This is a genomic window from Parasalinivibrio latis (genome assembly GCF_036825535.1).
Lineage (GTDB): Bacteria > Pseudomonadota > Gammaproteobacteria > Enterobacterales > Vibrionaceae > Parasalinivibrio > Parasalinivibrio latis.
This window is the reverse complement of sequence record NZ_CP098812.1, coordinates 2,231,098-2,257,596: the sequence shown is the minus strand read 5'-3', so window position 1 is coordinate 2,257,596 and position 26,499 is coordinate 2,231,098. Positions and strand designations below refer to the sequence as shown.

The 26,499-nt window shown below is 46.2% G+C and carries 17 protein-coding genes; 9 read left to right on the top strand and 8 right to left on the bottom strand.

Annotated elements, in window-relative coordinates; all coding sequences use genetic code 11:
- Positions 1–13 precede the first annotated feature (13 nt).
- The 4 genes from NF212_RS10425 (at position 14) to NF212_RS10410 (ending at position 4,231) form a co-directional block, all read left to right on the top strand.
- On the top strand, positions 14–1,549 hold the full coding sequence (locus NF212_RS10425; protein ID WP_434355323.1) for an ABC transporter ATP-binding protein: 1,536 nt from the start codon (positions 14–16) through the stop codon (positions 1,547–1,549).
- A gap of 11 nt (positions 1,550–1,560) precedes the next feature.
- Positions 1,561–2,670 (top strand): ABC transporter permease, encoded by a 1,110-nt coding sequence (locus tag NF212_RS10420; RefSeq protein ID WP_434355322.1) that lies wholly within the window; start codon positions 1,561–1,563, stop codon positions 2,668–2,670.
- A gap of 3 nt (positions 2,671–2,673) precedes the next feature.
- Positions 2,674–3,648 (top strand): ABC transporter permease, encoded by a 975-nt coding sequence (locus NF212_RS10415; RefSeq protein WP_434355321.1) that lies wholly within the window; start codon positions 2,674–2,676, stop codon positions 3,646–3,648.
- A 232-nt stretch (positions 3,649–3,880) separates the two neighbouring features.
- The gene (locus NF212_RS10410; RefSeq protein ID WP_434355319.1) at positions 3,881–4,231 is read left to right on the top strand and encodes a DUF4870 family protein; all 351 of its coding nucleotides are present in this window, start codon (positions 3,881–3,883) and stop codon (positions 4,229–4,231) included.
- A gap of 41 nt (positions 4,232–4,272) precedes the next feature.
- Here the strand turns inward: NF212_RS10410 and NF212_RS10405 are convergent, their stop codons facing one another.
- The 3 genes from NF212_RS10405 to NF212_RS10395 all read right to left on the bottom strand — a co-directional run bounded on the left by NF212_RS10405 (position 4,273) and on the right by NF212_RS10395 (position 9,390).
- The gene (locus NF212_RS10405; RefSeq protein ID WP_434355317.1) at positions 4,273–4,848 is read right to left on the bottom strand and encodes a DUF6151 family protein; all 576 of its coding nucleotides are present in this window, start codon (positions 4,846–4,848) and stop codon (positions 4,273–4,275) included.
- A gap of 125 nt (positions 4,849–4,973) precedes the next feature.
- Positions 4,974–6,713 (bottom strand): two-component system response regulator, encoded by a 1,740-nt coding sequence (locus NF212_RS10400; RefSeq protein WP_434355315.1) that lies wholly within the window; start codon positions 6,711–6,713, stop codon positions 4,974–4,976.
- A complete protein-coding gene (locus tag NF212_RS10395; protein WP_434355313.1) occupies positions 6,700–9,390 on the bottom strand; it encodes a response regulator in 2,691 nt (896 codons plus the stop codon). Before NF212_RS10395 ends, NF212_RS10400 begins: the two co-directional genes overlap by 14 nt.
- 303 nt (positions 9,391–9,693) lie before the next feature.
- On the opposite strand from NF212_RS10395, the gene NF212_RS10390 reads away from it, so the two are divergent.
- Entirely contained in the window at positions 9,694–10,974 is a 1,281-nt protein-coding gene (locus NF212_RS10390; protein WP_434355311.1) for an NAD(P)/FAD-dependent oxidoreductase, read from the top strand.
- Between the two features lie 521 nt (positions 10,975–11,495).
- Here NF212_RS10390 and NF212_RS10385 read toward each other — a convergent pair.
- From NF212_RS10385 to norR, 3 genes are all read right to left on the bottom strand, one after another.
- Positions 11,496–12,530, bottom strand: coding sequence for a 2Fe-2S iron-sulfur cluster-binding protein (locus NF212_RS10385; protein ID WP_434355309.1), 1,035 nt, complete (start codon positions 12,528–12,530; stop codon positions 11,496–11,498).
- Positions 12,531–12,534: 4 nt separating this feature from the next.
- Complete coding sequence (gene hcp, locus NF212_RS10380; RefSeq protein ID WP_434355307.1) at positions 12,535–14,199, bottom strand: hydroxylamine reductase; 1,665 nt, start codon at positions 14,197–14,199, stop codon at positions 12,535–12,537.
- 265 nt (positions 14,200–14,464) lie between these two features.
- Positions 14,465–15,997, bottom strand: a complete 1,533-nt coding sequence (gene norR / locus NF212_RS10375) for a nitric oxide reductase transcriptional regulator NorR (protein WP_434355305.1) — start codon at positions 15,995–15,997, stop codon at positions 14,465–14,467.
- A gap of 167 nt (positions 15,998–16,164) precedes the next feature.
- On the opposite strand from norR, the gene NF212_RS10370 reads away from it, so the two are divergent.
- On the top strand, positions 16,165–17,349 hold the full coding sequence (locus NF212_RS10370) for an NnrS family protein (RefSeq protein WP_434355303.1): 1,185 nt from the start codon (positions 16,165–16,167) through the stop codon (positions 17,347–17,349).
- Between the two features lie 40 nt (positions 17,350–17,389).
- On the opposite strand, the gene NF212_RS10365 is transcribed toward NF212_RS10370, so the two are convergent.
- Positions 17,390–19,105, bottom strand: coding sequence for a methyl-accepting chemotaxis protein (locus tag NF212_RS10365; RefSeq protein WP_434355301.1), 1,716 nt, complete (start codon positions 19,103–19,105; stop codon positions 17,390–17,392).
- Positions 19,106–19,243: 138 nt separating this feature from the next.
- Positions 19,244–20,974: a VRR-NUC domain-containing protein gene (locus NF212_RS10360; RefSeq protein WP_434355299.1), complete on the bottom strand. Its 1,731-nt coding sequence runs from the start codon at positions 20,972–20,974 to the stop codon at positions 19,244–19,246.
- Between NF212_RS10360 and NF212_RS10355 the strand changes: the two genes are divergently transcribed.
- The 3 genes from NF212_RS10355 (at position 20,966) to NF212_RS10345 (ending at position 26,476) form a co-directional block, all read left to right on the top strand.
- Positions 20,966–22,450 (top strand): phosphatase PAP2 family protein, encoded by a 1,485-nt coding sequence (locus NF212_RS10355; protein ID WP_434355297.1) that lies wholly within the window; start codon positions 20,966–20,968, stop codon positions 22,448–22,450. The two genes, NF212_RS10360 and NF212_RS10355, sit on opposite strands and share 9 nt — an antisense overlap.
- A gap of 299 nt (positions 22,451–22,749) precedes the next feature.
- Positions 22,750–25,806 carry a D-2-hydroxyglutarate dehydrogenase YdiJ gene (gene ydiJ / locus NF212_RS10350; RefSeq protein ID WP_434360867.1) on the top strand — a complete coding sequence of 1,019 codons (3,057 nt, stop codon included), beginning with the start codon at positions 22,750–22,752 and terminating at the stop codon, positions 25,804–25,806.
- A 247-nt stretch (positions 25,807–26,053) separates the two neighbouring features.
- Entirely contained in the window at positions 26,054–26,476 is a 423-nt protein-coding gene (locus tag NF212_RS10345; protein WP_434355295.1) for a VOC family protein, read from the top strand.
- The last annotated feature ends 23 nt before the right edge of the window (positions 26,477–26,499 follow it).

Sequence of the window (26,499 nt, the reverse complement as noted above, 5' to 3'; positions counted from 1 at the left end):
TCAAGGAAGTGACATGAGTGCGCCTGCAATTGCGCTAAAGCAAATCAATAAACACTTTGGCCCTGTTTGGGCTAACAAGAATATCGACCTGACAGTCCGGCCAGGTACCATTCACGGTATTGTGGGTGAAAACGGGGCGGGTAAATCTACCTTGATGTCAATTTTGTACGGTTTCTATACTGCTGATTCCGGCACGATTGAAGTCAACGGTGTCGCCGCAGACATCCGCAATTCCCAGGACGCCATTGCTGCCGGTATTGGAATGGTGCACCAACACTTTATGTTGGTGGAAACTTTTTCCGTTCTGGAAAATGTAATGCTGGGAGCAGAAGGGGAAGCCATGCTGGCCGGAGCCAGTGAAAAGGCGGAAACCGCACTACGAGCCATAGAGGAAAAGTACGGGCTTCATGTAGATCCTCATGCCATCGTAGGCGATCTCCCGGTAGGGCTTCAACAACGGGTTGAGATTCTAAAAGCCTTATACCGCGGTGCAAGAATTCTGATTCTTGACGAACCCACCGGCGTATTGACTCCTCAAGAGACAGAACAGTTTTTCGGCATCCTTGATTCTCTGCGAGAGCAGGGAGTCACCATCATTCTTATTACCCATAAACTCCGCGAAATAATGGCAATTACCGACAGTGTGTCAGTAATGCGTCAGGGAGAAATGGTCGCAGAGCGTGATACTTCAGACACTTCACCTCAAGAACTGGCCGAGCTTATGGTTGGCCGCAAAGTTTTGCTCCGTGTTGAGAAAGGGCCAGCTAACCCTGGGGAAGAATGCCTGAAAGTCAGTGGAGTAACCTACCGCGACCGCCGGGGAGTCACCTTACTGGAAGATCTTAACTTCTCGGTACGCCGAGGCGAAATTTTAGGGGTGGCAGGGGTCTCTGGCAATGGACAGAGCCAGCTTTTGGAGTTTCTTGCAGGTACACTCACTCCCCAACAGGGAGAGTTAATGGTTAGTACTTCTGTAGGGAAACGTACTTTTTTACCGTCCACAAACCGTGATGCGGCCCTGATGCGCGACATGAAGGTTGGGCATATTCCTGAAGATCGCCTGAAGCAGGGCTTGGTGAAGTCTTTCCCTGCTGCTGAGAACGCCATTCTGGGGTTCCAGGGGGATGCAGCATACGGTGCCAAGCTGTTCGATCTGGCGGCTATTGATAGTGCCACCCGGAATATGATGGAAGAGTTTGATGTCCGTCCACCTACGCCAGATCTCAAGTCAGCCAATTTTTCCGGAGGGAATCAGCAAAAGTTGATTGTCGCCAGAGAGATGATGAGAAAGCCCGATATCCTCCTGGTAGGCCAGCCGACACGAGGGGTGGATATTGGCGCTATTGAGTTTATACACCGTAATCTGATTTCAGCGAGGGACAGCGGTTCGGCCGTTGTGCTTGTTTCCACAGAACTGGATGAAATTATGTCTCTTTCTGATCGGATAATTGTTCTGGTAGACGGAATAATTACAGGTGAAGTTAATGCCGCTGAAACAGATGAAAAAGCTCTGGGCATGCTAATGTCGAATGCCGGGGAAGAGGCGTAGGAGGAAAAAGGATGTCTACCTCAGTACAACATACGCCTGCATGGGTAAAAGTAGCTTTGGTGCCATTTATTCAGCTGGCATTGGCGTTGGTGATTGCCAGTCTTGTGGTGCTTCTTGTCGGTGAAAGCCCGGCTGAAGCATTTGGTGTAATGGTTAAGGGGGCTACAAACCTAGAGTTTGGTGGCTTGAGTAACACACTTTATTACGCGACGAATTTTGTGTTTACTGGCTTGGCAGTCGCGGTGGCATTTCATGCAGGAATGTTCAATATCGGCGGGGAAGGGCAAGCATATATCGCCGGTTTGGGTATCGGCATATTGATGCTGTTACTTGATGACGTGTTAAACGTCTGGTTAATGGCGCCGCTTGCAATCCTTGTTTCAGCCGGATTTGGCGCTCTGTGGGGGGCAATACCAGGCTACCTCCAGGCAAAACGGGGTTCACACATCGTGGTAACCACCATTATGTTCAACTTTATTGCCTCGGCAGTAATGGGATATGCATTAGTTGAACATATTGCCAAGTATGGCGGTAACTCTACCGACTCGCGTTACTTTAACCCTGAGTCTGTCTTCCCCAAATTCTATGAGCTGGCACAGAGTTACGGATTTGAGCTGCCGTTTTCATTACTCAATCCCACAGTATTCATTGCATTGATTACAGCGTGGTTGGTATGGCTGTTGTTATTCCGCTCTCGTTTGGGCTATGCCATTAGGGTTGTGGGCCAGAACCAGACTGCAGCAACGTATGCAGGGATCAACACGCAGAAGATCATCATCATTGCGATGGCAATTTCCGGTGGCCTTGCAGGTCTTATGGCTCTGAATGAGGTGTTTGGTGCCCAGAACCGGCTCATCCTTAATTTTACTGGTGGCTTTGGCTTTATCGGAATCGCTGTTGCCCTGATGGGACGAAACCATCCGGTGGGTGTGATCCTGGCTTCTTTGCTTTTCGGTGCCCTTTATCAAGGGGGAACAGAGCTTCAGTTTGAAATGCCGAGCCTCAATCCTGAATTGATTATGGTTATTCAGGGCCTGGTGATCTTCTTCACCGGCGCGATGGACCGCCTTATCAGAGAGCCGGTTGAACGGCTTTTCACCCGCCAACAGACAGTGGAGTAGGATATGGACTTGCTACCTTGGCTGCTTTCAACTGCGGATTCGACTATTCGTTTGGCTGTGCCGTTAATCTTTGCGGCGATGGCTGGAATATTTTCCGAGCGATCTGGCATTGTGGACATTGGCTTGGAAGGCAAAATGCTGTTCTCTGCCTTTGTTGCAGCGTCAGTGGCCTATGTGACCGGTAACCCCTGGCTGGGGTTGTTTGCTGCAATTTTAAGCTCCGTTATGCTGGCACTTGTGCACGGCTATGCATCGATTACCCAGCGGGGAGACCAGATAATATCTGGCCTTGCTATTAACTTCTTCGCATCAGGAATGACTATCACACTTGGTCATGCCTGGTTTGAGCGGGGGGGCCAAACCCCGGCTCTGGTCAGCGAACAGCGTTTTTTGCCGATAGAGTTACCGGGTGCCGAATGGCTGGGTGATACGATTCCGGTATTAGGGCCTCTATATAAAGAGGTGATATCAGGGCATAACCTATTGGTATACCTGTCATTTATTGCTGTGGGTGTTGCGTGGTGGGTATTGTTTCGCACGCGATTTGGTTTGCGGTTGCGAGCGGTCGGTGAAGAACCGAATGCCATTGATACCGCAGGTATTTCCGTTGCATTTGTACGTTATCGAGCGGTGATTGTCGCGGGTATTCTGTGTGGTATGGCCGGTGCTTATCTCTCCACAGCGCAAAATGCATCGTTTGGCCGGGAAATGACCGCTGGGCAAGGCTATATTGCTCTGGCTGCGGTTATTTTCGGGAAGTGGCAGCCACGGAATGCTTTCCTGGCTTGTTTGCTGTTCGGTTTCTTATCGGCTTTGGAAACTCGAATGCAAGGCGTATCTATACCAATTATTGGTGTTCTTCCGACCCAGGTATTCTCAGCACTTCCATACGTGTTGACTGTGGTACTGCTTGCCGGATTTATTGGCAAGGCGATGGCCCCCAAAGCGATTGGGCGACCCTATGTAAAAGAGCGATAGATTTGCCGATAAACCTGAAACAGCCGCACAACCAGCGGCTGTTTTTTTAACCCGTTCCTGACAAAAGCTTTCCCCCCGAGCGTATCCTTTTTCTACTAACCAGACTGGTTGGTCATGCCTGTACACCTTTTAAAGCACTGTGCACCAGATTCCTGAAGCCTCCCGGGCATAAAGTTCTTGCTGTCTCCGGGATCTTTCTGGAAGTTTGCCCGGTATGAAAAATGGAGCCATTATGGAAAATAACGATAAGCAAAATTCCTCTCAACGTAATGCCAAAATTATCTACGTCCTTTATATGGTGGGCATCATCATCGGCCTGACGACAGTGATTGGTGTCGTTATGGCATACGTTAACAAAAAGGAAGCGCCTGGGTGGTTGAAGAGCCACTATGAGTTTCAGGCCAACACCTTCTGGTACGGGATGTTGTTCTTGATTGCCGGATCATTGTTGTCTTCCGTCATCTCTCTTGGCTATGTTGCTTTCCCTGTCTGGGCTGTATGGGTAATTATCCGCTGTGTGAAAGGCATTAAGCTATTGGACAACATGCAACCCCAACCTGACCCGAAAAACTGGTTATTTTAGCAGTAGAATAAAGGCGCTCTTCAGCGCCTTTATTATGGCGTTCACTTTTTCTTCACGATTCGAGGCTGACAAACAGGGTTTCCATCTGGTAGGAAAAATGGAGACTGACACTGGCTGTACTTTATCTTCCATTTGAGTAGGCTAACGAGAATACGAGTGTGGAGTGAGAAAGTGTTATCTGAACCCCGCAACGATGCGGGAGGTGGGGTGCGAGCAGATTTCACAAACACAGAACCTCTCACCGGGCCAAGTTTGGACTCAACGTCTTCATTGGCTGATATAAAAGCTTCGATAACACCAATAAAAGGAAGCTTGGCTGATAGTGTGTTACCAACCGGCGTGTTGCAGCAACCGGCATACCAACGAATTAACCCCTTGGGTGTCAGGCGGAGGCTACGGAGATATTGCGAACCCTCCGTAATAATCAGTTTAGAAGGGGGGACTTGAAATATCGCTGTTCCACCATGGTCGTTCATGGCATAACCAGCATTCAGTTCGATGGCGAAAGATTGGCAGTCTTTGCAGTAGCATACAATCCGGGTAACTGAATTGTTGTCAATGTGTTGAGCAATACCTTTCAGCTTTCCACATTTGCAGGTCAGACAAAGTGTAGACATTACGTTTCCGCCCGGTTTTACCAGTTTATAAATATGAATTCTACTGTAGGACAGGGGTAGGCTGTGTTTCAAATGAAGGACTAACTGACGTGAGTTATTTATAGAAAATTACTTGTTCCGCTGCTTTACGCCTGTTTTATTCTTTTTATATTTTTTGGTTTAACATTTTCTTTTCGGTTAAGTATTTCTATAAACTGATCTAACGGTACCGCAGGACTGATAAGAAAGCCCTGTATTGTTTCACATCCTTTGCGATCCAACTCAAGTAACTGTTCGTTAGACTCAACCCCTTCCGCGATAACATGTAAATCCAAACTTTCGGCCAGACTAATAACCGCAGAGACCAGTGCGTCGTGTTGTTTGTTTTTTCCTAAGCTCTCTACAAAGGACCGGTCAATCTTCAAAATATCAAAGTTATATTTTAATAGATAGCTAAGAGAGGAATAACCTGTCCCGAAATCATCCAGTGAGAGACGAATTCCGAAACTCCTCAGTTTTTCAAGAACATTAAAAATATCGATGCGGTGACTTAACATCACTGTTTCTGTTACTTCTAACTCCAGTCTTGATGGTTGTATATGATATTTTTTAATCGTTTTTTCAATGAATGGAATAAAATCGGGAGAACGAAGTTGCTGTGGCGATATGTTAATTGCTATATCTATTGGCTCTCCGAAACTATTTCTAATTGGCCCCAGTTCCTTGCAGGCTGTTTCCAGAACAAATTTTCCAATTTCATGTATTAGTGGGTTTTGCTCAATTAAAGGGAAAATCTCTTTGGGTTCAACAGCACCTAATACTGGGCTGTGCCAACGCAAAAGGGCTTCAGCACCAGTGACAATGGAGGATTTAATGTTAGCCAAAGGCTGGTAGTAGACGCTAAGTTCACCATTATCGATAGCTCGGTGGAGATGGTTTTCCAGTTGCATCTTCCGGTGAATATTTTCATTCATTTCCTGGGTGAACAAATGAAATCCATTTCTTCCATCGCGCTTAGCTTGATACATCGCCATATCTGCATTTGAAAGTAGCTGGTTATAATCTTCGCTATCATACGGACAGAGTGATAACCCCATACTGACGGTAACTCTGAATTCCTTGTTATCTATAAAGATAGGTTCAGTAACCGCGCGGCGAATTTTACTAACTACATGTTTTGCATCTTCGGCGTTGTTAAGACCGGGTATGACAATTAAAAATTCATCACCTCCCAGCCTTCCGATAGTATCGTCTTTTCGGAGAGCGTTTTTAAATCTATTTGCTATGCTTATTAGTAGCTTATCTCCAATATCATGTCCCATAGTGTCATTGATGTTTTTAAACTTATCTACATCAACGAAGATCACTCCTGTCACCTTACTCATTCTTATATCATGGGATATTGCATAACGTAAGCGATCTAAAGAGAGTAAACGGTTTGGTAATCCAGTTAGGTGATCATAGAGTGCCCGTTGCATTATCAACTCTTCATTGCGTTTTAATCTGAGTTGATTATAAACTCTCATTTTAACTTCATAAGGTGAAACCGGTTTTGTCATAAAATCATTGCAGCCAAGTTTAAATGCGGCCTCCCTATTTTCAATAGCATCTTTATCTGTAATGAATATGACGGGCGTATCTCTGGTAAATGGGTTTCCTTTGATTGACTGACATATGTGGAAACCGTCAATATCGGGCATGTTTATATCGAGTAAAACTATGTCTGGGCTATGTGTCTCTATCAGGTCAATACAGTTTTCAGGATCCTTTGAAAATAAAACCCGATAATCTTCATGAAGTATCTCATTCAGTATCTTGATACATTCTGCCGAGTCATCTACAACTAAAACAGTTGGTTTGTCTGAGCTAATGTCATTCCGTTTCATTAGACTTTCCTTCCAGACAAGAACTTCCACCTGAACCAGATTTATTTCCAATTAACTCCGATAATGAAGACCGGGCTTTGTCGAAATCCAAAGACTCAAGTAATGTTCCCAGCTCAATATATTTATCATTGTTTCTAAGGGTTCTGTGTGAGTTTTTAACCACAAAGTAATAATCTATAGCACTTAGGTCATACACTTCAATTTTATTTAGAAGTTCTCTTAGGCAAAGATCTGCCTCAATATCTATCAGTGTATTATCCGTATTAGATTTATCTGGGACGATGTCTTCCTGCGATTCTGATTTCACTATTTGCTCAATTTCTTTTTTAGTATCAGATATAATTGTTCGTAATTGTTCTATCAAGTAATCACTTTTTTCAATTTCGTCTTCTTCTAAAACACGTTGTAGTTCTTTACAAATTAGTCTAATGTCATTGATTGAAAGGTTTCCGGCTACACCTGCAAGTTGGTGTGCAATATTGGCTGCATCGATATAATTATCTTCGTAAATATGTGATTGTATTTTAGTATAATAGTCTTCTATTTCTTGACTGAATTTACCCAACAGTTTCATGTAAAGCTCTCGGTTTCCGACAACTCGATTTATTCCTTCTTCTATATTAACTAATCGTCTATTGTGAAATGTAGACAACCGCGAGGGCATCTCATGAAAATCCCCAGAAAAATGGGTAATATTTAGCTGTTTTGCTAATTCAATTATTAAGCAGTCTGGGTCTATGGGTTTGTTCAGATGTGCATTCATCCCAGCGTCAAGACATCTAAGCCTGTCTTCTTCTTTCGTATGTGCTGTCATAGCGATGATGGGAAGGTCATCACATGTTGTATGAGATCTTATTTGATGGGTGGCTTCAAATCCATTCATTTCAGGCATTTCTATATCCATCAGTACAGCATCAAACAGCTCTGGGGACTCTTCGATGGCGGCGAGAGCTTCTTTTCCATTTTGTACAGATTGGACAATAAACCCATGAGACAAAAGCACTTCATTAACAATTGCCTGGTTAAGTGGTAAGTCTTCAACGACAAGAATATGTTTTCCCGACCCATCCAAACTGAACGCGGAAGAAAATTGGTTATCAAGTCTATTTACGTGGCCTTTTGAAGGTGCTTGTCCCATTACGGTCATGATTTCATCAAACAATATTGAGGCATTTATGGGCTTGTGAAGGTAACCGTTAATTCTGTTGGATAGAGATTCATTTTCAAACTTAGATATGTCGTATGCACTGATCATGATGATTGGTATATCTGAAGGGAGGTTCTCACTTATTAGCATCTTGTCTATTAACTCAGTACCATTTCCTTCCGGCATTAACCAGTCAAGAAGAATAAGATCAATGTTTGGAACATTTGTATTATTGGCCGTCGCTTCTATACAAGCGGTGGCTGCACGCACTGACGTTGTGGTTTGATAACAGAAACCTAAAGACTCAAGAATGGTTCCTAATATCTCGTTTGCGTCTGGGTTGTCATCTACAATCAGAACATTTAGATGCCTAATATCCATCGGAACTGCAAAAGTTTTCGGTTGACTCTGATGAAATGACTCGAAAGAAAAGACCAGAGAGAAGCCGACGTGATGCTCGCCTCTAAACACATGTTGTATTTTGCCACCAATAGATTCGACGATATGTTTGCAAAGGTATAAACCAATATCATTGTCTTCTATTGATTTTTTATTGATGTTTTTATTGTAATTAAGCTTGTTCGCCGCACTAAATATTTTATCAGTACATTTTTGTTCAATATCGAACTTTAATGTCGTGACATATCCAGATGATTTTTCCTCTGATATACGCAGGAGTACTATTGAGTGACGTTGGTGGCGGATAACATAGTTCAGAACACAAAACAGTATTCTTTCCAAACGCTTGGGATCCCCTTTTAAAGAGCGAGGTATATCTAACGGAACCTCAAATAGTAACTCAATATCTCGGCTCTCTGCCTCATCGATTAATAAATCGCCAATGTTGGAAAGTAAGTCATCTAGATCAAACGGTTTGTTTTCAATTTGTAGATTGCCATTATCCAATTGCAAGTAATCTATCAAACTGTCCATGATGTCGGCAGCAAGAATTGCGGTCCGGTGGATGTTACGGACATAGGAATGTTGCTTCCCAGTAAGTTGAGTTTTTCTCAGAAGGTAACTGCTGCCAGACATGATATCGAGTAGCGGGCGAATTTCCCTGTCAATTTCCAAAGTAAGATCGATATCACTTTTACAAGCTAATGATTTTTCTGCTCTCAGTTTATATAGTTCGCATGCGGCATTTGCAGATGAAACTATTTCACTGGAGGTGAGTGGCAACACCAAATAGTCCGAGATTCCAATGTCATAAAGCTTTCTTTTCAATTCGACAGGGGGAGATTTCGGAAATATCGCTAATATTGGAAAGTGTTGAAACTGGCTTTGTGAACGTACGTATTTACAAAACGAGATGGTTTCTTTTATCGGGATACCAGCGTCAAAGAACAATATGTCGGTCTCTTTACGCTCTAGCACCTCTTGGGCTGCTTTTAAGGTTTTAACTGATTGGACGTTGTATCCCGCAGCTTTAAGGAAAATGGCATGAGAGGCGAGTTGTTCAGAACAACTGTCAACGATCAATGCTCTGTGAGAAAACGATGAAAAACTCAATGGCAGTGCCCCCGACAAAGCAATACTTCCAGGTCAACTAAAGACAAATACATCTTCTGGTAATGCATCTCATCTAAAACACATATGTCTCATATGTAAAAAGTAGAATAGATTCCGTCACATCGCCATTTTCTTGCGTGTATCGCTATGTTGTTTCAGGGGTAGAGAGGTGTCTTGAGTGAATGATTATTTTTTGTTGAGAAAGTAGAATAAAAAATGTGATTAACATCACGGTGAAAGAAAGTCCCAGATGCAAATACGCTAATCTGAGCATATTCTCGCCGCACTTTTTGTCGTCCACATTTCTAGCTGAGATCCTTTATGTCGCAACACGGTCAGTACATTGACAGTTATTATCAGGCAACCAGCCACGTTCTTCCTCTCCAACCACAACTTGATACCGATATTGACGCTGATGTTTGTATTATCGGTGGCGGTCTGACGGGCATGAACGCCGCAATTGAGCTGCGTAAGCGCGGCTTTGATGTTGTGGTACTGGAAGCTGGCCGTATATCCTGGGCGGCTTCAGGCCGCAATGGCGGGCAGTGTCTGGTAGGTTACTGCCTTGGCCTTCGTGAAGTGGATGAAACTTACGGACCTCAGTGGGGTAAACAACTCTGGGATTTGTCCTGCGAGTCAGTAGATATCGTTCGTGAGCGTATCGCGGAATTCAACATCAATTGCGACTTCCAGCATAACTATATTGAACTGGCACTAAAACCAAGCCAGGAAAAAGAACTGCGATCTTGGTTGGAGTTGAAGCAAACCCGCTACGACTACCCTCATGCAAGCTGGTGGGACAAAGCGAAGATTCAGGAAGTTACCTCTTCAGATCGTTATCTGGGTGGCCTGTTTGACAGCAACAGTGGTCACTTGCATCCACTTAACTACACGATTGGACTTGCGCGTGCGGCAATTGACCTAGGTACCCGTGTATTTGAGCGAAGCCCTGCTATCAAATTGGAAAAAGGTGCGGTAAACGTCATTAAAACTGATAAGGGCAGTGTAAAAGCCAAACAAGTTCTACTGGCCTGTAATGCCTATCTCGAAGGCCTTGATCGTAAAGCTCAAAGCACTGTGCTACCGGTTGCTTCATACATTGCAGTAACGGAACAGTTAGGGGATCGCCAGCCTATTACCAACAAAATGGCGATGTCTGATCTTAACAACTGTCTGGACTATTTCCGCCCAACAGCGGATGGCCGGATACTTTTCGGTGGTGTAAACCATCCGTTTAACGGTGAGTATACAGATTCTCAGGAACGCCTTCGCCAGCGTATGCTGAAGGTCTTCCCTCAATTGGACGATGTCAAAATGGAATTCCACTGGGGTGGAATGTTTGCAGTAACGCGCGAATACATGCCGCAAATCGACCATCTTGGCGATGATGTGTATGTGGCACACGGTTACACAGGACATGGTGTGGGGCTGGCGAATATCGCTGGTCGGGTTGTAGCAGAAGCGATGGCGGGAACCGCTGAGCGATTTGACGTGTTTGCACGAATTAAGCACAAATGGATTCCAACACCGCAGACTCTGCGAACACCTGCACTGGCGATGGCCATCTGGAAGGCACAGATTGAGGATGCGCTCCCAGCGTAAAATAACAAAAAGCCCGGCAGAATTACTGCCGGGCTTTTTGATATAACATGGTCAGCTAAAAAAATTGGTAGCCGGGCTCCGGTGGGTAATCCACGGCTACCAAACACCTAGTGCAGGTTGACCGAAACTTGTGTTACAGGGCATTTCATTTAGCAATGCCAGACAGAACTTCATTTTTTTACGTTGTTCCTCCCTGCAAAAAAAATTGGTAGCCGGGCTCCGGTGGTGATCCACGGCTACCAAACACCTAGTGCAGGTTGACCGAAACTTGTGTTACAGGGCATTTCATTTAGCAATGCCAGGCAGAACTTCAGTTTTTACGTTGTGCCTCCCTGCAAAAAAAGGGGTAGCCGGGCTCCGGTGGTGATCCGCGGCTACCAAACACCTAGTGCAGGTTGACCGAAACTTGTTACAGGGCATTTCATTTAGCAATGCCAGGCAGAACTTTAGTTTTTACGTTGTGCCTCCCTGCAAAAAAATGGGTAGCCGGGCTCCGGTGGTGATCCGCGACTACCAAACACCTAGTGCAGGTTGACCGAAACATTTGTTTCCAGCTGCGAACTGCAGGCCAGAACATATCCGTTTGCTATCTCTTCCTCAGTCAGGGTTGCCTCGCTTGTTCTTGTGACAGAACCCTGGGTAACCTGGCATTTACACGATCCACAGACCCCTGAACGGCACGCGGCGATAATTGGCAAACCGCCGGACTCAAGTGCTTCAAGTAAGCTGGTACCGGAATTAGCATCCTGTTCAATGCCGTATCCTGGTACCGATACCTTGAGCTTTGATTCCCCTGTGCAGTTGTGTGCTTCTTCGGGGGTAAAGCTTTCACTGTGGAACTCAGACATTTTAAAGCCTGCGTCCAGAGCAATACTTTTTACCGCCTTCATGAAGCCATTCGGGCCACACAGATACACTGTCCTTTCGAGCCAGTCCGGGCACATCGCATCAAGGTATTCCTTGCTGACTCGCCCTTCAAGGACATCTTGGTTATCTGACGATTCGAGCAACAGCTTGCTGCTAAACTCATCCGGATAACCATTCGCCAGAATGCTAAGTTCTTCGCGGTATAACTCAGCATTTTTATCCCGTGCGCACTGTATGAAACAGACATCACCATGCTGTTTTGTCATCAGGCTTCGCGCCATTGACATGACGGGTGTGATGCCGCAACCGGCGCCCAGTAACAGAACTTTGTCTTTGGGAGGGCAATCTTCAAGGTTGAACTCACCCGCCACTCCCAATGTGCTCAATTCCTGGTCAACAGCCAGATGGTCGATTAACCAATTTGAAACTTTGCCATCCGTTACACGCTTTACCGTAAGCTGAATATGGCTTTCACCGGGTACCGAGCTGATTGAATAAGCACGGTAGTACGTGTTGTCGCCAGTGTTTATTGCTAACGTCACAAACTGACCCGGTTTAAACTGGAAACGCTTTTCAGCGTTTCCGGCTACGTTGAACAGAAAGCTTTCTGTGTCCTCAGTTTCCTTCCAGCGACATACCAGTCGAATGGGCTCTACACCTGGATTCCAAAACTCATAAAGATTGCTCATGATGTCAGGCGCTCACTGCTTCTTCGCCGAGCATCATTCTCATATCTGCTTCAACGTTGGTGATACTGCGCAGGTCGAATTGATCTTCGAGCGCTTTAATCAGGTTTGCTGTCAGGAATGCCGGAGCCGTAGGGCCGGTGTAGATGCTCTTAATACCCAAAGACAGCAATGTCAGCAGTATCACGATCGCCTTTTGTTCAAACCATGAAAGTACAAGGCTCAGGGGCAATTCATTCACACCACAATCAAATTCCTTGGCAAGTGCCAATGCCAGCTGAATGGCTGAATAGGCATCGTTGCACTGGCCGATATCGATCAAGCGAGGAATACCGTTGATATCGCCAAATTGTTCTTTATTAAAGCGATACTTACCGCAAGCCAGCGTCAGGATGACAGTGTCATCAGGTGCTGATGTAGCAAATTCGGTATAGTAGCTGCGCTCTGCCCGGCTGCCGTCACATCCGCCAACCAGGAAGAAATGACGGATGTTGCCAGCCTTAACTTGTTCGATGACAGCCGGTGCCGCATTCATCAGAGCATTGCGGCCAAATCCAACAGTTATCAGGTGTTCAATTTCTGTGTGGGCAAATCCAGGTTGTGACAACGCGCACTCAATCGCGGCAGAAAAGTCATCGCCTGTAATGTGTTCTACACCCGGCCAGCCAACGATACTCCGTGTAAAGATTCGGCCTTTGTATTGGCCCACATTCGGATCCAACAAACAGTTGGATGTCATTACAATTGCACCAGGGAATTGTGCGAACTCTTTTTGCTGGTTTTGCCAACCGCTGCCATAGTTACCCACAAGGTGGCTGAATTTCTTCAGTTCCGGATACGCATGTGCAGGTAACATCTCGCCATGGGTGTAAATGTTGATGCCTTTGTTTTCTGTTTGCTCAAGAATCATCCTGAGATCTTTCAGGTCATGACCTGAAACGAGAATGCAATGGCCTTTTACCGGTTTCACATTGACTTGGGTGGGTTCCGGATGACCAAACATTTCCGTTTCACCCTTATCAAGAATCTCCATGATCCGGTAGTTCAGTTGGCCAATATCCATGGCCGTGGTTAGCAGCGCTTCCGGTTCTGAAGGATCTGTACCCAACCAAGCCATGATGCGGTGAAATTCACCGTCAATGTCAGAATCTTCCTGGCCCAGCACTCGTGCATGCTCCATATAAGCAGCAGCCCCTTTCAGACCATACAGGCAAAGAAGTCGAAGACCGATGATGTCTTCATGCAGTTCTTTGCTTCCACGGTTAACGGCTACCTGTTGAGCCAAAGCAAGCACAGCTTCTTCTGTATCCGGAAGTGAAAAACCGGCTACGGAAGGCAGGTTGACAGGGGAGCTGTCTTTTTCCAGTACAATTTTCTTAAGCTGATCACGGAATACCTGTGCTTCATAGCTATAAGCCAGAATGCGTTCAGGATCGAAATTGACGTTGGTGAGAGTTGAAAAGAAGGCTTTAGGAACCCACGCGTCAATTTCCTTATCAACATGGCCGATTTGTCTGGCCTTTTCTGCCCAGTAAGAGACACTTTGTAGGCAGTAAACTAAAACGTCCTGTAAGTCTGATACTTCTGCGGTCTTTCCACACATGCCTTGGGCATAAGCGCAGCCGTTTGCTGCCGGTGTACGAATAGTTTGTTCACACTGAATGCAAAACATGAAAACTCCTGAATGCACTGAAATTATTGTTTTATTTGAAGCTGACTTAGCTATTTATCTAATCGTTATGTTTTGTATGTTGAATCGAAAAATATCTTTTTCTAAAAAATACTAACTAGAAGGAGATAATTTTCCTTTTTGCGTTGAACAGTACATTGCAGGAGACGTGCCAAAGTGTAGCTCCTTAATTATCAATGGGTTACACTTTGGTGGTTGTGCGGGGTGTTGTGGTTATTACATCGTTCGTTGTATTAAATACAACAATTCACTCTTTGAGGCCGAGTTTTACACCCAGTTTATGAAGATTGCCTCTGTCCATCCCCAAAGCGCGGGCTGCGCGGCTCCACACACCATTATTTTGTTTAAGTGCGTTTTTGATGAGTTCCCGTTGATAGTCTTCTACGGCATCTCGCATCGAAATGGGGTGATCTGGGAGGACAACTGCATTTTTATCGTTGAGGTCTTCATCAAATTCCGCGCCTAATGTGGCGATACTGATAACGGAGTCTCCCTGCTGGATGGTGCGAAGCCCTGCTCGCATCAGAGTGTGTTCCAGTTCGCGCACATTGCCCGGCCAGGAAAAGTTCTCAAGCCGTGTAAGGGCAGAGGGATGTATATGGAGGCGACTGGTATTGAACTGATGACGGATTTTGTCCAGGAAGTACCCAGCCAAAACTGGGATGTCTCCTTCTCGTGAACGCAGAGGGGGAACACGAATGGGAAAAACATTTAACCGGTGGTATAAATCTGACCGGAATTGACCATTTTCGACTTCTTGCATTAAATCGCGGTTGGTTGCAGCAACAATCCGTACATCAATATGGAGGTTTTGGTCTGCTCCCACGCGTTGCACTTCACCTTGCTGAATTACCCGCAGCAATTTTGCCTGTAGCAGTAATGGCAATTCACCGATTTCGTCCAGGAAGATGGTTCCGCCATCGGCCAGTTCAAACTTACCTGCCCGGTTACTGGTGGCACCGGTAAATGCGCCTTTGATATGTCCAAACAATTCGCTTTCAGCAATAGATTCGGGCAATGCAGCACAGTTTACGTATACCATCGGTTTGTCAGCCCGTCTGGAGCCGGCATGTATTGCGTGAGCCACCAACTCTTTGCCGGTACCGGTTTCTCCTTGAATCAGCACTGCATAATCAGAATTGGCAACCAAGGCAATGTTACCTTTCAGCCGTTCAATCTGGGGGCTTATACCTACAAGTTCGCCCCCTTTTTTCCGCGCATCTTCAATAAGCACTTTGGTCACTTCTTTCTGATGCCGGTTAGCGTTTTCTAACGCTTCCATCATAGAAACGTTTCGAATCGTTGCGGCGGCCAAAGCGGCAAAGGTTTCTACTGTAATATCTTCAATTTTGCTGAAAACATCTGGCCCTTCGGCATCGAAGGTAATCAAGCCAATAAGGTGGTCTTCAATATAGAGACTGCTGCCCATACAGGAGTGGACATCCAAAGTCCGCTCAGTATCTTTTGCAAGCAAGCCATCAAAGGGATCTGGCATTGTGCTGTCTGAATCAAAGCGAACCGGCTTACGGCTTTCAATAATAGCCCTTAGGCGAGGGTGGGATTCAGGGGAGAAACGCATCCCAAGTGTTTCCGCTGTTAACCCTTCAACAGCAACAGGGGCGAGGGTACCTTTGGCATCAAGGATAAACAGCGCACAGGCATCACAAGGGAGTACTTTTACAATGGCAGAAATAAGCCGTTGATAGTGATGCCCGGTAGGTAGGTTGATATTTAGGTCTAAACTGATTTGCAGCAGCGCTCGGGCCAAAGAGAGTTTCATACAGCACCAATTTTCTATTTGTTGTGATTATTACAACACATGTCGTCTCGTCAATACAAACGACAAAACCATTTCCTTTATTAATCAATGGGGTAATAATGGGCATGAAACTTGTATTACTTATGCATCTTTAAGAAGGGTATCAAAATTAAGAGGCTATTCCCCTTATGCTGAACATTATTGACCGACAGAAAGAAGAGAAGATTCCGCCAGTGTTGAGGTTGGGTTTCAGGCCATTTTTCCTCCTGGGGGGTGCATACAGCGCATTTGCTGTAGCCGTATGGCTTTGGATTTTTACGCATGGACAACCGAATACTCTGGCTGTCCCCGGGCTTTGGTGGCATGTCCATGAGATGTTTTTTGGATTTGCCATGTCTATCGTTGCGGGATTTTTGATGACGGCAGTTCAGAACTGGACGGGGATAAAAGGAACCAGTGGATTCCGGCTTGGTGCGATTGTGGTTCTTTGGCTGCTTCCGCGGATCTTACTTTGGACTCCGGTGCCGCTATGGTTCACATCACTGATTGATGCATTGTTCCTTGTCGTTGTTGGATGGGAAGTCGGTTTTCGTGTGGTGAAGGCCAAGCGTTGGCGCAACCTTATTTTCATCCCGATGCTGCTGGTGGCTGTTTTAGCAAACTTTGCCAGTTATGCGACAGTGAAAGGAATGCCTCCATTTACCTCTCATGCGGTTTGGATTGCGATGATGTACTGGTTTGTCCTGCTGGTGTCAGTAATGGGAGGCCGAGTTATCCCATTTTTTACGGCTCGCAGGTTCGGATTTGATACACCGTCAACTGTTGCTTGGATAGAGTGGGCTGCAAACTTCCCACTGCTCCTGTTGGTAATTCTTGCATTCTTCCCTATGGTCCCAGCCTGGATATCAGGTGGTTTAATGTTGATTGCCGGCGTTGCACAGCTTGTCCGTTTTCTGCGTTGGAGAGGATTTGTTTCCCTTTCGGAACCGCTAGTATGGTCACTGCACGTGTTTTATGCGTTTATACCAGCAGGACTGATCTTACGAGGACTGATGGGAACATCGTGGGCAAGCCATGTGATGTTGCACCTGTTTGCTATCGGGGCTATTGGTGGCGTGATTCTGGCGATGATTTCCCGGGTTACGATGGGACATACAGGCCGGGAAATATATAAGGGACCGGTATTCTGGCCTGCTTTTAGTTTTATCGCCTTGGCAGCTTTAACCCGGACTCTGGCGGTTTTGCTTTTCCCTGCGTCGAGTACCGTTGCGATTACTGTGGCAGGGGCTCTTTGGATTGCTGCGTTTGTCCTTTACATTGTCTTTTTCGGGCCAATGTTGGTAAAAGCCCGGAAGGATGGCCATCCGGGCTAACATTACTTGCTGGTTAAGACTAAGAACGAAGAGCTGGCCGTTAGGTCAGCTCTTTTGCGGTGCGATCCAGCGTAGAGGCAGATGTTTCAATTTCTTCCAGTGAATGGGCAACATTTGCTGAAAGTGTCTTAATGGAAGAGAGGCTTTCAGAAAGCATGTTACTGACTTTGGACTGCTCTTCAGTTGATGACGCAATTTCAGTATTCAGGCTGAATATACTTCCTGTGTTGGTTTTGATACGGTCAAACACTTCTCCAATCTGGGACATATTTGCCTGAGATGTTTCCATCAGCTCTGCGGCCAGGGTGATGGTGCTGCTTACCGTCTTGGTTCGGTCCTGTAAACTGGAAACGATCACTTCAATTTCCTGAGTTGAGTCCTGGGTGCGCTGTGCGAGGGAGCGTACCTCATCGGCTACCACGGCAAATCCACGACCTTGTTCACCTGCGCGGGCGGCTTCTATAGCAGCATTCAGAGCCAGCAGGTTAGTCTGTTCCGCGATCGATTTTATGACATCCAGTACGCTGGAAACCTGCTCGCTTTCAGAAGCCAGTGCGCCCATGGCTTCTTTGGCCTTATTAAATTCGGTATTTAATGTATCCAGTGAGCTGCGGGCACTGCCCATGGAATTCTCACCTTCGGTAACACTTTTATCGTTGTCTGCTGCCTGGCTTTCAGCCGTTGTGGTGACCTCGGAAACTCGCTTGAGCGCAACAGACATTTCTTCTATCGCGACAAGCACCGACTCAAATTCGCGTTCCAGTTCAGTGGAGCTGCCCTTACTCTCTGATATTACATTGTGAGTTTGTGTTGCCATTTCCTGGACCGTAACTGCCACTTTCGCGGTTGCAGCTTTAGATTGATTCAGGCTGTCGAGCAGGTCATTTATCTGGTTTGCTATTTGCCCTATTTCGCCTTTCGCCTGTATATCGATCTTCTTGTCCAAGTCATTATTCTTTTTAATGGCATTGAGCTGTTCGCTTAGTGCAACCACTGGGGCGGCAATTGTTTTTCGCACCATGAAAAAACCGGTTACCGCAGCAATGATCATAATTAACATCATTGCCAATGTGATTTGGATACCGTTGATAAGTGAGTTGTATCCGTTATCCAGAGTAAGGAGCGTCCGGCTTTCCAGATTGTCAAAGAAGGCATCGATAGGTTTCATTATCTTTGCTTTTTCGACGTGATATTTTTTGGAGTGCGTAAGTTCAGCTGCAAGGGAAAGATCAGGCTCTTTTTGAAGCGTGTATTTCCCTGTATTTGGATCTGGGAAAAGGCCTTTAACTGCATTCATTGCTTCAACTTCTATGGCAACCAATGCATCAGAATTCGCCTTTGCTTCATTGAGAAGGCCAAACTCAGCATCGGTAAAGCCGAGTGCCTGCATCCTTTCATTCAATGAATGTGTTTTGCCATCAGGTTTGGGTTTATCACCATAATTCAGTACCAGATCCCAATAGATATGATGGTATTTTTCAGGTGTTGGTTTTTTACCGTCGCGGATTGCAAGGATATCCATGTACATTTTTTCATAGTCTTCGTTGCCTGTCAGCGAGTATGTCCGTGCCAGGCGTGTCAGGTCATCGGAACCCTGACGAAGCTCATCAGCAATCTGGTAAGAAGCATATCGAACTTCAGATGCATTCATAAGGTGATCAGCTTCTGAAATAATTCTGGTCATCAGGAACAATGTGATGAGAGCAGAAGCGCAAATTGCGCCAAAAACCCAAGACATTACTGCACGAGTGCTCATGGTATGGACTTCCTATTCATAAAGTGGGCAATATTAGTATTGTCGGATGGATGTAAAAATGCCAATACGATTGTTAGTATTGTTAGAAGTATGTAATTAAAAGGAATGGTGTCAAATTAGTGCAAACGAAGTGTGTGATCAGGATGTGTATTTTACCCAGCAAACCGCACTTTTGATTTTGAGCGTGTCGAAAGTGCTTAACCAGCGGAGCTGGTTGTCTCGAAGAGAATCTCCCGGTCCTTTAACTTCAAGGAAAAGATAATCATTATCTTTAACAAGAAAAAGATCTGGAAAACCGGAGCGGTTTACTTTTGGATCGAATAGTATTTTCTTAAATATTTCAGTTAGTTGCTCTTGATTTAGAGAGATCTCCAACTGTCGGATAATATCTTTATCAATAGAACTCCAATTCACCCAAAAGTTATTAATGCCTGCTTTTGAATCATAAATGGAATATATGTCCGAAAAGGTTGAACTCATGTTGCTCAACCTATTATCTATAGCAGACTTTCTTTCAATGTAGAAATCAGAAGAGAAAGTATCTCTGGGGCCGAGCTGAAATGGGTTTAAAAAAGCGCCCTGTATTGGGGAATAAATGATATCCCAGAAAAACAACCCAAAAACTGCGTTAAACAGCAGGTTTTCAATGTAAAAAACATTCCAGCCTTTCTTTTTAAAGTGATCTGAAACAGTTATTTCTACCCGGCTTTCAGCCCTATTAAGATCAAGGACAATTTCCCGGGGCTGGAAAGCTCGGGGAGGATCCCAATCCCAATGAGTTTTACGGGATATTTGAATAGCGAGCTTGTTTGCTACTTGCGTTTCTTCTTCATTCAGAGGCATTGCTAACATCTTTTTAGTCAACATCTCGGCTTCATCATATCGCTTGGCTTTCATAAGTAGCCTTACTTGCCGTTCTCTGCTTGGTGCTATGTTGCTTTGCCTGTATAGATTAAGAGCTTCCTCATCGAGTTTTTCCCGTTCCATATCACGGGCAATATGGTTGATAAGCCGCATTCGCTTCGTTTCGAGCAGTGGCCATGTAAAGGCTGCGGGTATTTTGTCTGCTAGTGCGATGATGCTTTTACGATCTTTTTGCTCTTCGGCTTCCCGACGGCGTTCATTTATCTTTGCGAGCAGTAACCAGTTATCAATATTATCCCTGGTTTGGAACAGCCTGAATGTTCGGTCGATGGCGTAGTTTTCAAACTTCTGAATACCTAGGTCAGAGACAACGAATTGGGCAAGATCCTGGTGGGTATTCCCAAAGTAAAGAAGTAAAAAGGTTTTGAGGCAATCACTTCCCAGCACACTGATTACATCGAAAGGAGATGGCACCACGAGGGGATTGGTTCTGTCGTCCATCAGCTTTTCAATTATTGCTGTTTTTGAAAGTGATGACATCAATCCGGGAAAAGTGTTGAGCATCTCGGGCTTCGTCATTAACAGGCAGCAGTGCTCAACATTTGTTGGTAAACATTCAACCAGCCCCAGTGACGCGAGTGCTTCTGCGGCATTTGGGATATCAGATATCTCTCCGTAATTCAGCTTATCAAGCCGGAAAAGAGGCCCTTTGCGCATTAACAACCGAACATACAGTTTTTGTGCGTCCAGGGGGGCCTGATGGAAAGCCTGTAGCCAGGCAGACTCTGTATCTGACAACAAGTCTGAGTATTGCTGGTGGACTAGATCTGTCATTTGACAAAAATTTTGCAGATAGTAGTCCTTTGGCAACTCAGTTACTGGCATCATAGTTGTATTAACATATTCACCTGGCTGGAAAAGTGAGAATAAACCAGCTGTTTGGGTATTACCAATGCAAAGACGCCGCAGTATGGCACGACAAAAAGGGATGATGGTTTGGAACAAAAGATATTTTTAGCCTGCCTGCTGTACTTCGTGGCGTTTTTTACCTTTGCCGGGGATCCTGTTCCCGACAGCATAGTTAAGCCTAACGGTGCCGCTTGCGTTATCAGAGATGATCAGGGACGGGTTGTTTTTGTTGATGAGAGCCTTACCCGGAAAATATCCCTGCCAGGCGGTTATATTGAAAAGAATGAAGCGCCGCAACAGGCAGCTGCGCGTGAAGCAAAAGAAGAAGTCGGCATTGACGTTGTCGTAGGCGCTGAGTTATCCCGAAATAAATTTCGAGCAATTTTTGCATGTACGTCAAAAAAGGCGCTCTTGGTTTTACCTTCCGCAGTGGGCAACCCATTCAACGGTGAAATTATTCCATCCTGGAATGCAGACCACTTTGGCAAAGAAGTAAAGCAGGTATACCTTGCCCCTCTGACCGATGCGGTATTGAACCACTACCGTTACAGCAATGATGCGCCATTGCTGGAGCTCTGGATGAGCCAAACACCTGCAAGCATGATTGCTCCCATGGACAGGGTAGATGGCCTGTCTGGTCCGGGAATAACAAGCCAGCTTACATTGATGGGACAGTTGCAATCATGGCTAAATGATCAACCCGCAGTTACTGCGGTTTTGTCAGCTGCAAACTGGTTTGGTGAGGGGTGGGTGGCGGTTGTTATCCTCATAGGTGCATTTCTTTTCTTCCCTTCACGTTACAGTTTTGTCCTGGCATTCGCGTTGATAATGACTGCGCTGTCGGTCACATTGTTGAAAATGTATTTTGGCATACCTCGTCCGTTTTACCTCGTCCCAGCTCTACAGCAAGCAAGCGCAAGCGGGTTCAGCTTTCCTAGCGGGCACACTACACAGGCTGCCGTTTTGGCTGGTATTTTGTTGTATACCGGCCGTCAGTTAAAGCAGTGGCCTTGGGTGGCTATTGTTGTTACCTGGTTAGTGGCTGTCGGATTAACCGGATTAGCCCGGGTCTGGTTGGGAGTGCATTACCCGACGGACGTGCTGGGAGGGGCTGTCACTGGCCTTATCGTGCTGGCAGTTTCCGTTGGGGCAATGAACGTTTCAGTCAGGGAGGGCCGCAGTATTATCGAAACGGCAAGGCTATGGTTTGTATTTATGCTGTTGGCATTTGTTGTGGCTCTTCCTTTGCACCAACCCCTTCTTGGTTATATTGGTGCTGCTATTGCCGGAGTCTACACCGCATTGGTAGGGCTTAAATTCCGTCCTGACCTCCGTCAGCGACCAGTCTTTATTAATGTTTTTGGGAATCTGTTGGTTTCGCTAGCCGGGCTCGGAGTCATTCTGGGGTTTGCGTTTCTTGTTATAGATTGGTCGGGTGGCAGCCTGACGGCTTTGGCAATCAATCTTATCGCGGCCTGGATGGTCAGTGTGTGGCTGTTATTAGGGGCTCCGTTTACAGAAAACTTGCTGAGAAGGTGGTTGGCTGCACGGAAGGAAATTAGAAACAGCTAGTGTTTCCGGGGAGCCAGGGTGAAATTCCAACGCATCTACCCAAACCTCGTCAATACATCAACTTTTGTGTCAAATACGTTTGAAAGGGAATAGCCATTCCTACAGGTATTTCCCTTGAATTGAACGCACTGAAATCACGCTGAATCACGCACCTTGATGTGATTTGGGCATATATTGTTGTTGTGTCACCCAGAGTGCTTTTTACCAGACCCCCAGTCATGTAAAATTGCTATCCAAATATCGAATTATCTGTATCCGAATACGGAATGGAAAATGGACTTGGAGAGCCACGGATAGCAATGTTACCTGCATTATCACACCGGGAGAGTATCCCAACAGACGTCCAGTTGTACTTGGATGCTCTAGTAAACGCCGGATTCACCGGTGATATTGAAACCACTTATGCCAGCCGGCTTGCAGTTGCCACAGATAACAGTGTGTACCAACTTCTTCCCCAAGCGGTCTTGCTGCCAAAGTCGGTAGAAGACCTGTCGCTGATTGGTTCAACCTCCCGGGACAACGCCTTTACAGGAATCAAATTTTCGGCACGTGGTGGTGGAACCGGAACAAACGGCCAGTCACTAACCCAACATGTTGTGGTTGATATGTCCCGCCACATGAACCAGGTACTTGAAATCAACCCTGATGAGCGCTGGGTTAAAGTACAATCCGGTGTGGTGAAAGATGCACTGAACGATGCCCTTCGACCCTATGGGTTCTTTTTCTCCCCTGATCTATCCACGAGTAACCGGGCAACCATTGGTGGCATGATCAATACGGACGCGTCAGGCCAGGGGTCGCTTCAGTACGGAAAAACGTCTGATCATGTGCTCAGTGTCAAGGCAATCCTGGCAGACGGGTCTGTCCTCGATACCGAGCCATTGGATGAAGAAGGAATCGATGCAGCCTGTAAACGACAGGACTTTGCCGGCGAAGCAATAAGGACTGTGTCATCAGTATGCCGCGAAAAGCGTGAGCAGATTCTGGCAAAGTTTCCTCCGTTGAACCGGTTCCTGACTGGGTATGACCTCAAACATGCCTACAGCGATGATATGTCCCAGTTTGACATTGGGCGAGTGCTCTGTGGTGCCGAGGGGTCTTTAGGTTTCATCGCTGAAGCGAAACTGGATATAACACCGATACCAACAACCCGCATTCTGCTCAACATTAAATACCATAGCTTTGACTCTGCGTTGCGTAACGCTCCAATGATGGTAGAAGCCAATGCACTGTCTGTTGAAACGGTGGATTCAAAAGTCCTGGATCTAGCGCGTTCTGACATTGTGTGGAATTCGGTATCCGACCTGTTGACCGATGTCCCTGGCAAGGACATGCAGGGAATCAATATGGTGGAGTACGCAGGTGATGACGCCGAACAGATAGAGCAACAGGTTATATCCCTTTGTGCTCATCTGGACCGTCTTATCGACAATGAAGAAGCCGGTATTATCGGCTACCAGTTATGCCGGGATCTTACCTCGATTAACAAAATCTACGCCATGCGTAAGAAAGCTGTGGGCTTGTTGGGTGCGGCAAAAGGTAAAGCTAAGCCGGTAGCATTCACGGAAGATACCTGTGTGCCACCGGAAAACCTGGCTGACTTCATTGTCGAGTTTCGTGAACTGCTTGACAGCCAGAACTTGAATTATGGCATGTTTGGTCACGTGGATGCGGGTGTTCTCCATGTGCGCCCTGCGCTGGATTTGTGTGATCCCGCACAGGAAAAACTGATGAAACAGGTCTCCGACCAGGTAGTGGCACTGGTAGCGAAATACGGTGGCTTGATGTGGGGAGAACACGGGAAAGGGTTCCGTTCCGAGTATGGCCCGGAGTTTTTCGGCGAAGAACTGTATGCGGAATTGCGTCGGGTCAAACAGGCATTTGATCCGGAAAACCGTATGAATCCCGGTAAGATCTGTACACCGCTTGGCAGTGATGATCCATTGGTTAAAGTGGATGGTGTGAAGCGGGGGTATTATGACCGCCAGATACCGGTAGAAGTGCGGGACAGCTTCAAGCAGGCGATGGAATGTAACGGGAATGGATTGTGTTTTAACTATGACACCAGTTCACCGATGTGCCCATCAATGAAAGTCAGTTATGACCGACGTCATTCACCCAAAGGCCGGGCCGGGATTGTAAAGGAATGGCTGCGCCTGCTGGCAAAGCAGGGTATTGATGCTGTTCAGCTCGAAAAGGAACTGATGAGCAAGTCACCGTCACTCAGGGACATTTTCAGCCGCTTCAGCAATACCTATTTCACCAGAAAAGACGAGTATGACTTTTCCCATGAAGTGATGGAAGCCATGAATGGCTGCCTTGCCTGTAAAGCCTGCGCCAGCCAGTGCCCAATTAAAGTTGATGTGCCGAGCTTCCGCTCCCGATTTATGCAGATTTACTACAGTCGGTACCAGCGGCCAGCCAAGGATTACCTGGTTGCCAATATTGAGAACCTTTTGCCGGCGATGGCTAAGGCACCGGTTATTTTTAACAAAGTAACCCAGGCTGCATGGATCAAATCCGCAACAGAGAAAATGCTGGGATATGTCGATACCCCTGAACTCTCTGTCCCAACGTTAAAAGAGTCATTAGACGGCCACCACGCCCTGTGTTTCAACTTGACCTGGTTGCAGGCGTTAAGTGAACGGGAACGTGCGGATTACCTTCTTATTGTGCAGGATCCGTTTACCAGTTTTTACGATGCCGAGGTTGTCCGGGATTTTGTCCTGCTTGCTGAAAAGTTGGGTAAAAAACCGATGCTTTTGCCCTTTAAACCCAATGGTAAGGCACAGCACATTAAGGGGTTTCTCCGCAGGTTCGCTAAAACCGCATCCAATACGTCTGAGTTTCTTGCTGATATTGCCGGGCTTGGAATTCCTCTTGTGGGCGTTGATCCTGCACTGGTACTTTGCTACCGGGATGAGTATGCAGAGGTTCTCGGTGAAAACCGGGGAGACTTTGATGTCCTGACTGTGCATGAATGGCTGAAGCCCCGCTTGAATGATTGGGTGAGCCAACCATCCCGCGAAGAAGAACCATGGTATCTTTTTGCCCACTGTACGGAAAAAACCAAATTGCCTAACTCCGAGAAGGAATGGGGAGAAATATTCCATCATTTCGGCGCGGAAATAATACCTGTGGCGGTTGGTTGCTGCGGCATGGCGGGTACTTTTGGCCATGAGAAGGACAAACTGGAGACGTCCCGTGACGTCTATAACCTCAGTTGGCAACCAAGATTGGATTCCTTGCCTGTTGAGCGCTGCATGGCTACCGGTTATTCATGTCGAAGCCAGGTAAAACGCTTCGAACATAAAAAGCTGATGCACCCACTCCAGGTGTTGGTGAGGATAATTTGACCTTTGGCTTTGCAGGGAAGTCCGTCCAGAACAGCCTGTTTTGATATCCGGGCCGAACCTATATAGGAAAGGGCGGGTACACACAATGCCTCATTTTGTAGCGTAAATGAGGCATTTTCTCTGCTATTTCTCTCCGTTTTACATACAATGCTATTCTTTAGTTTCCTGTCCGAGTTTAGGACTTTAACCAGCCGGTTTTATCTGATTTGGTACCAAATAAAATTGGCTGCTGATTGAGGTGACGGTTATGGAAACGCTGAAACCCCACATCACATTTTCCGGGAAATGCCGAGAGGCACTGCAATTTTACTGTGCGTGCTTTGATGGCGAAGTGATTCTGATGCAGACATTTGATGACGCCCCGGTAGAGTTACTTGAAGTGGACAGTAACCGTATCATGCATGCTGAGTTTGAATCCTCCGGTATATCTTTTATGGCTTCTGACGGCATGGTTGATGAGCCCATTGCCGGCAGTGGTTCAGTGGCACTGGCAATAAATTTCTGTGAACCTGACGAGCAGGATAAGGTATTTGCGGCACTCAGCCATGGAGGCCAAGTTATTATGCCGCTCAGTGAAATGTTCTGGAGTGCAAGGTTTGGTCAGGTTGTCGACAAATATGGAATCCGCTGGATGCTGAATTGCCCGCTAACAGGTGAGGGGAGTGAATGATTGTTCTATGGGGGTAGTGTATG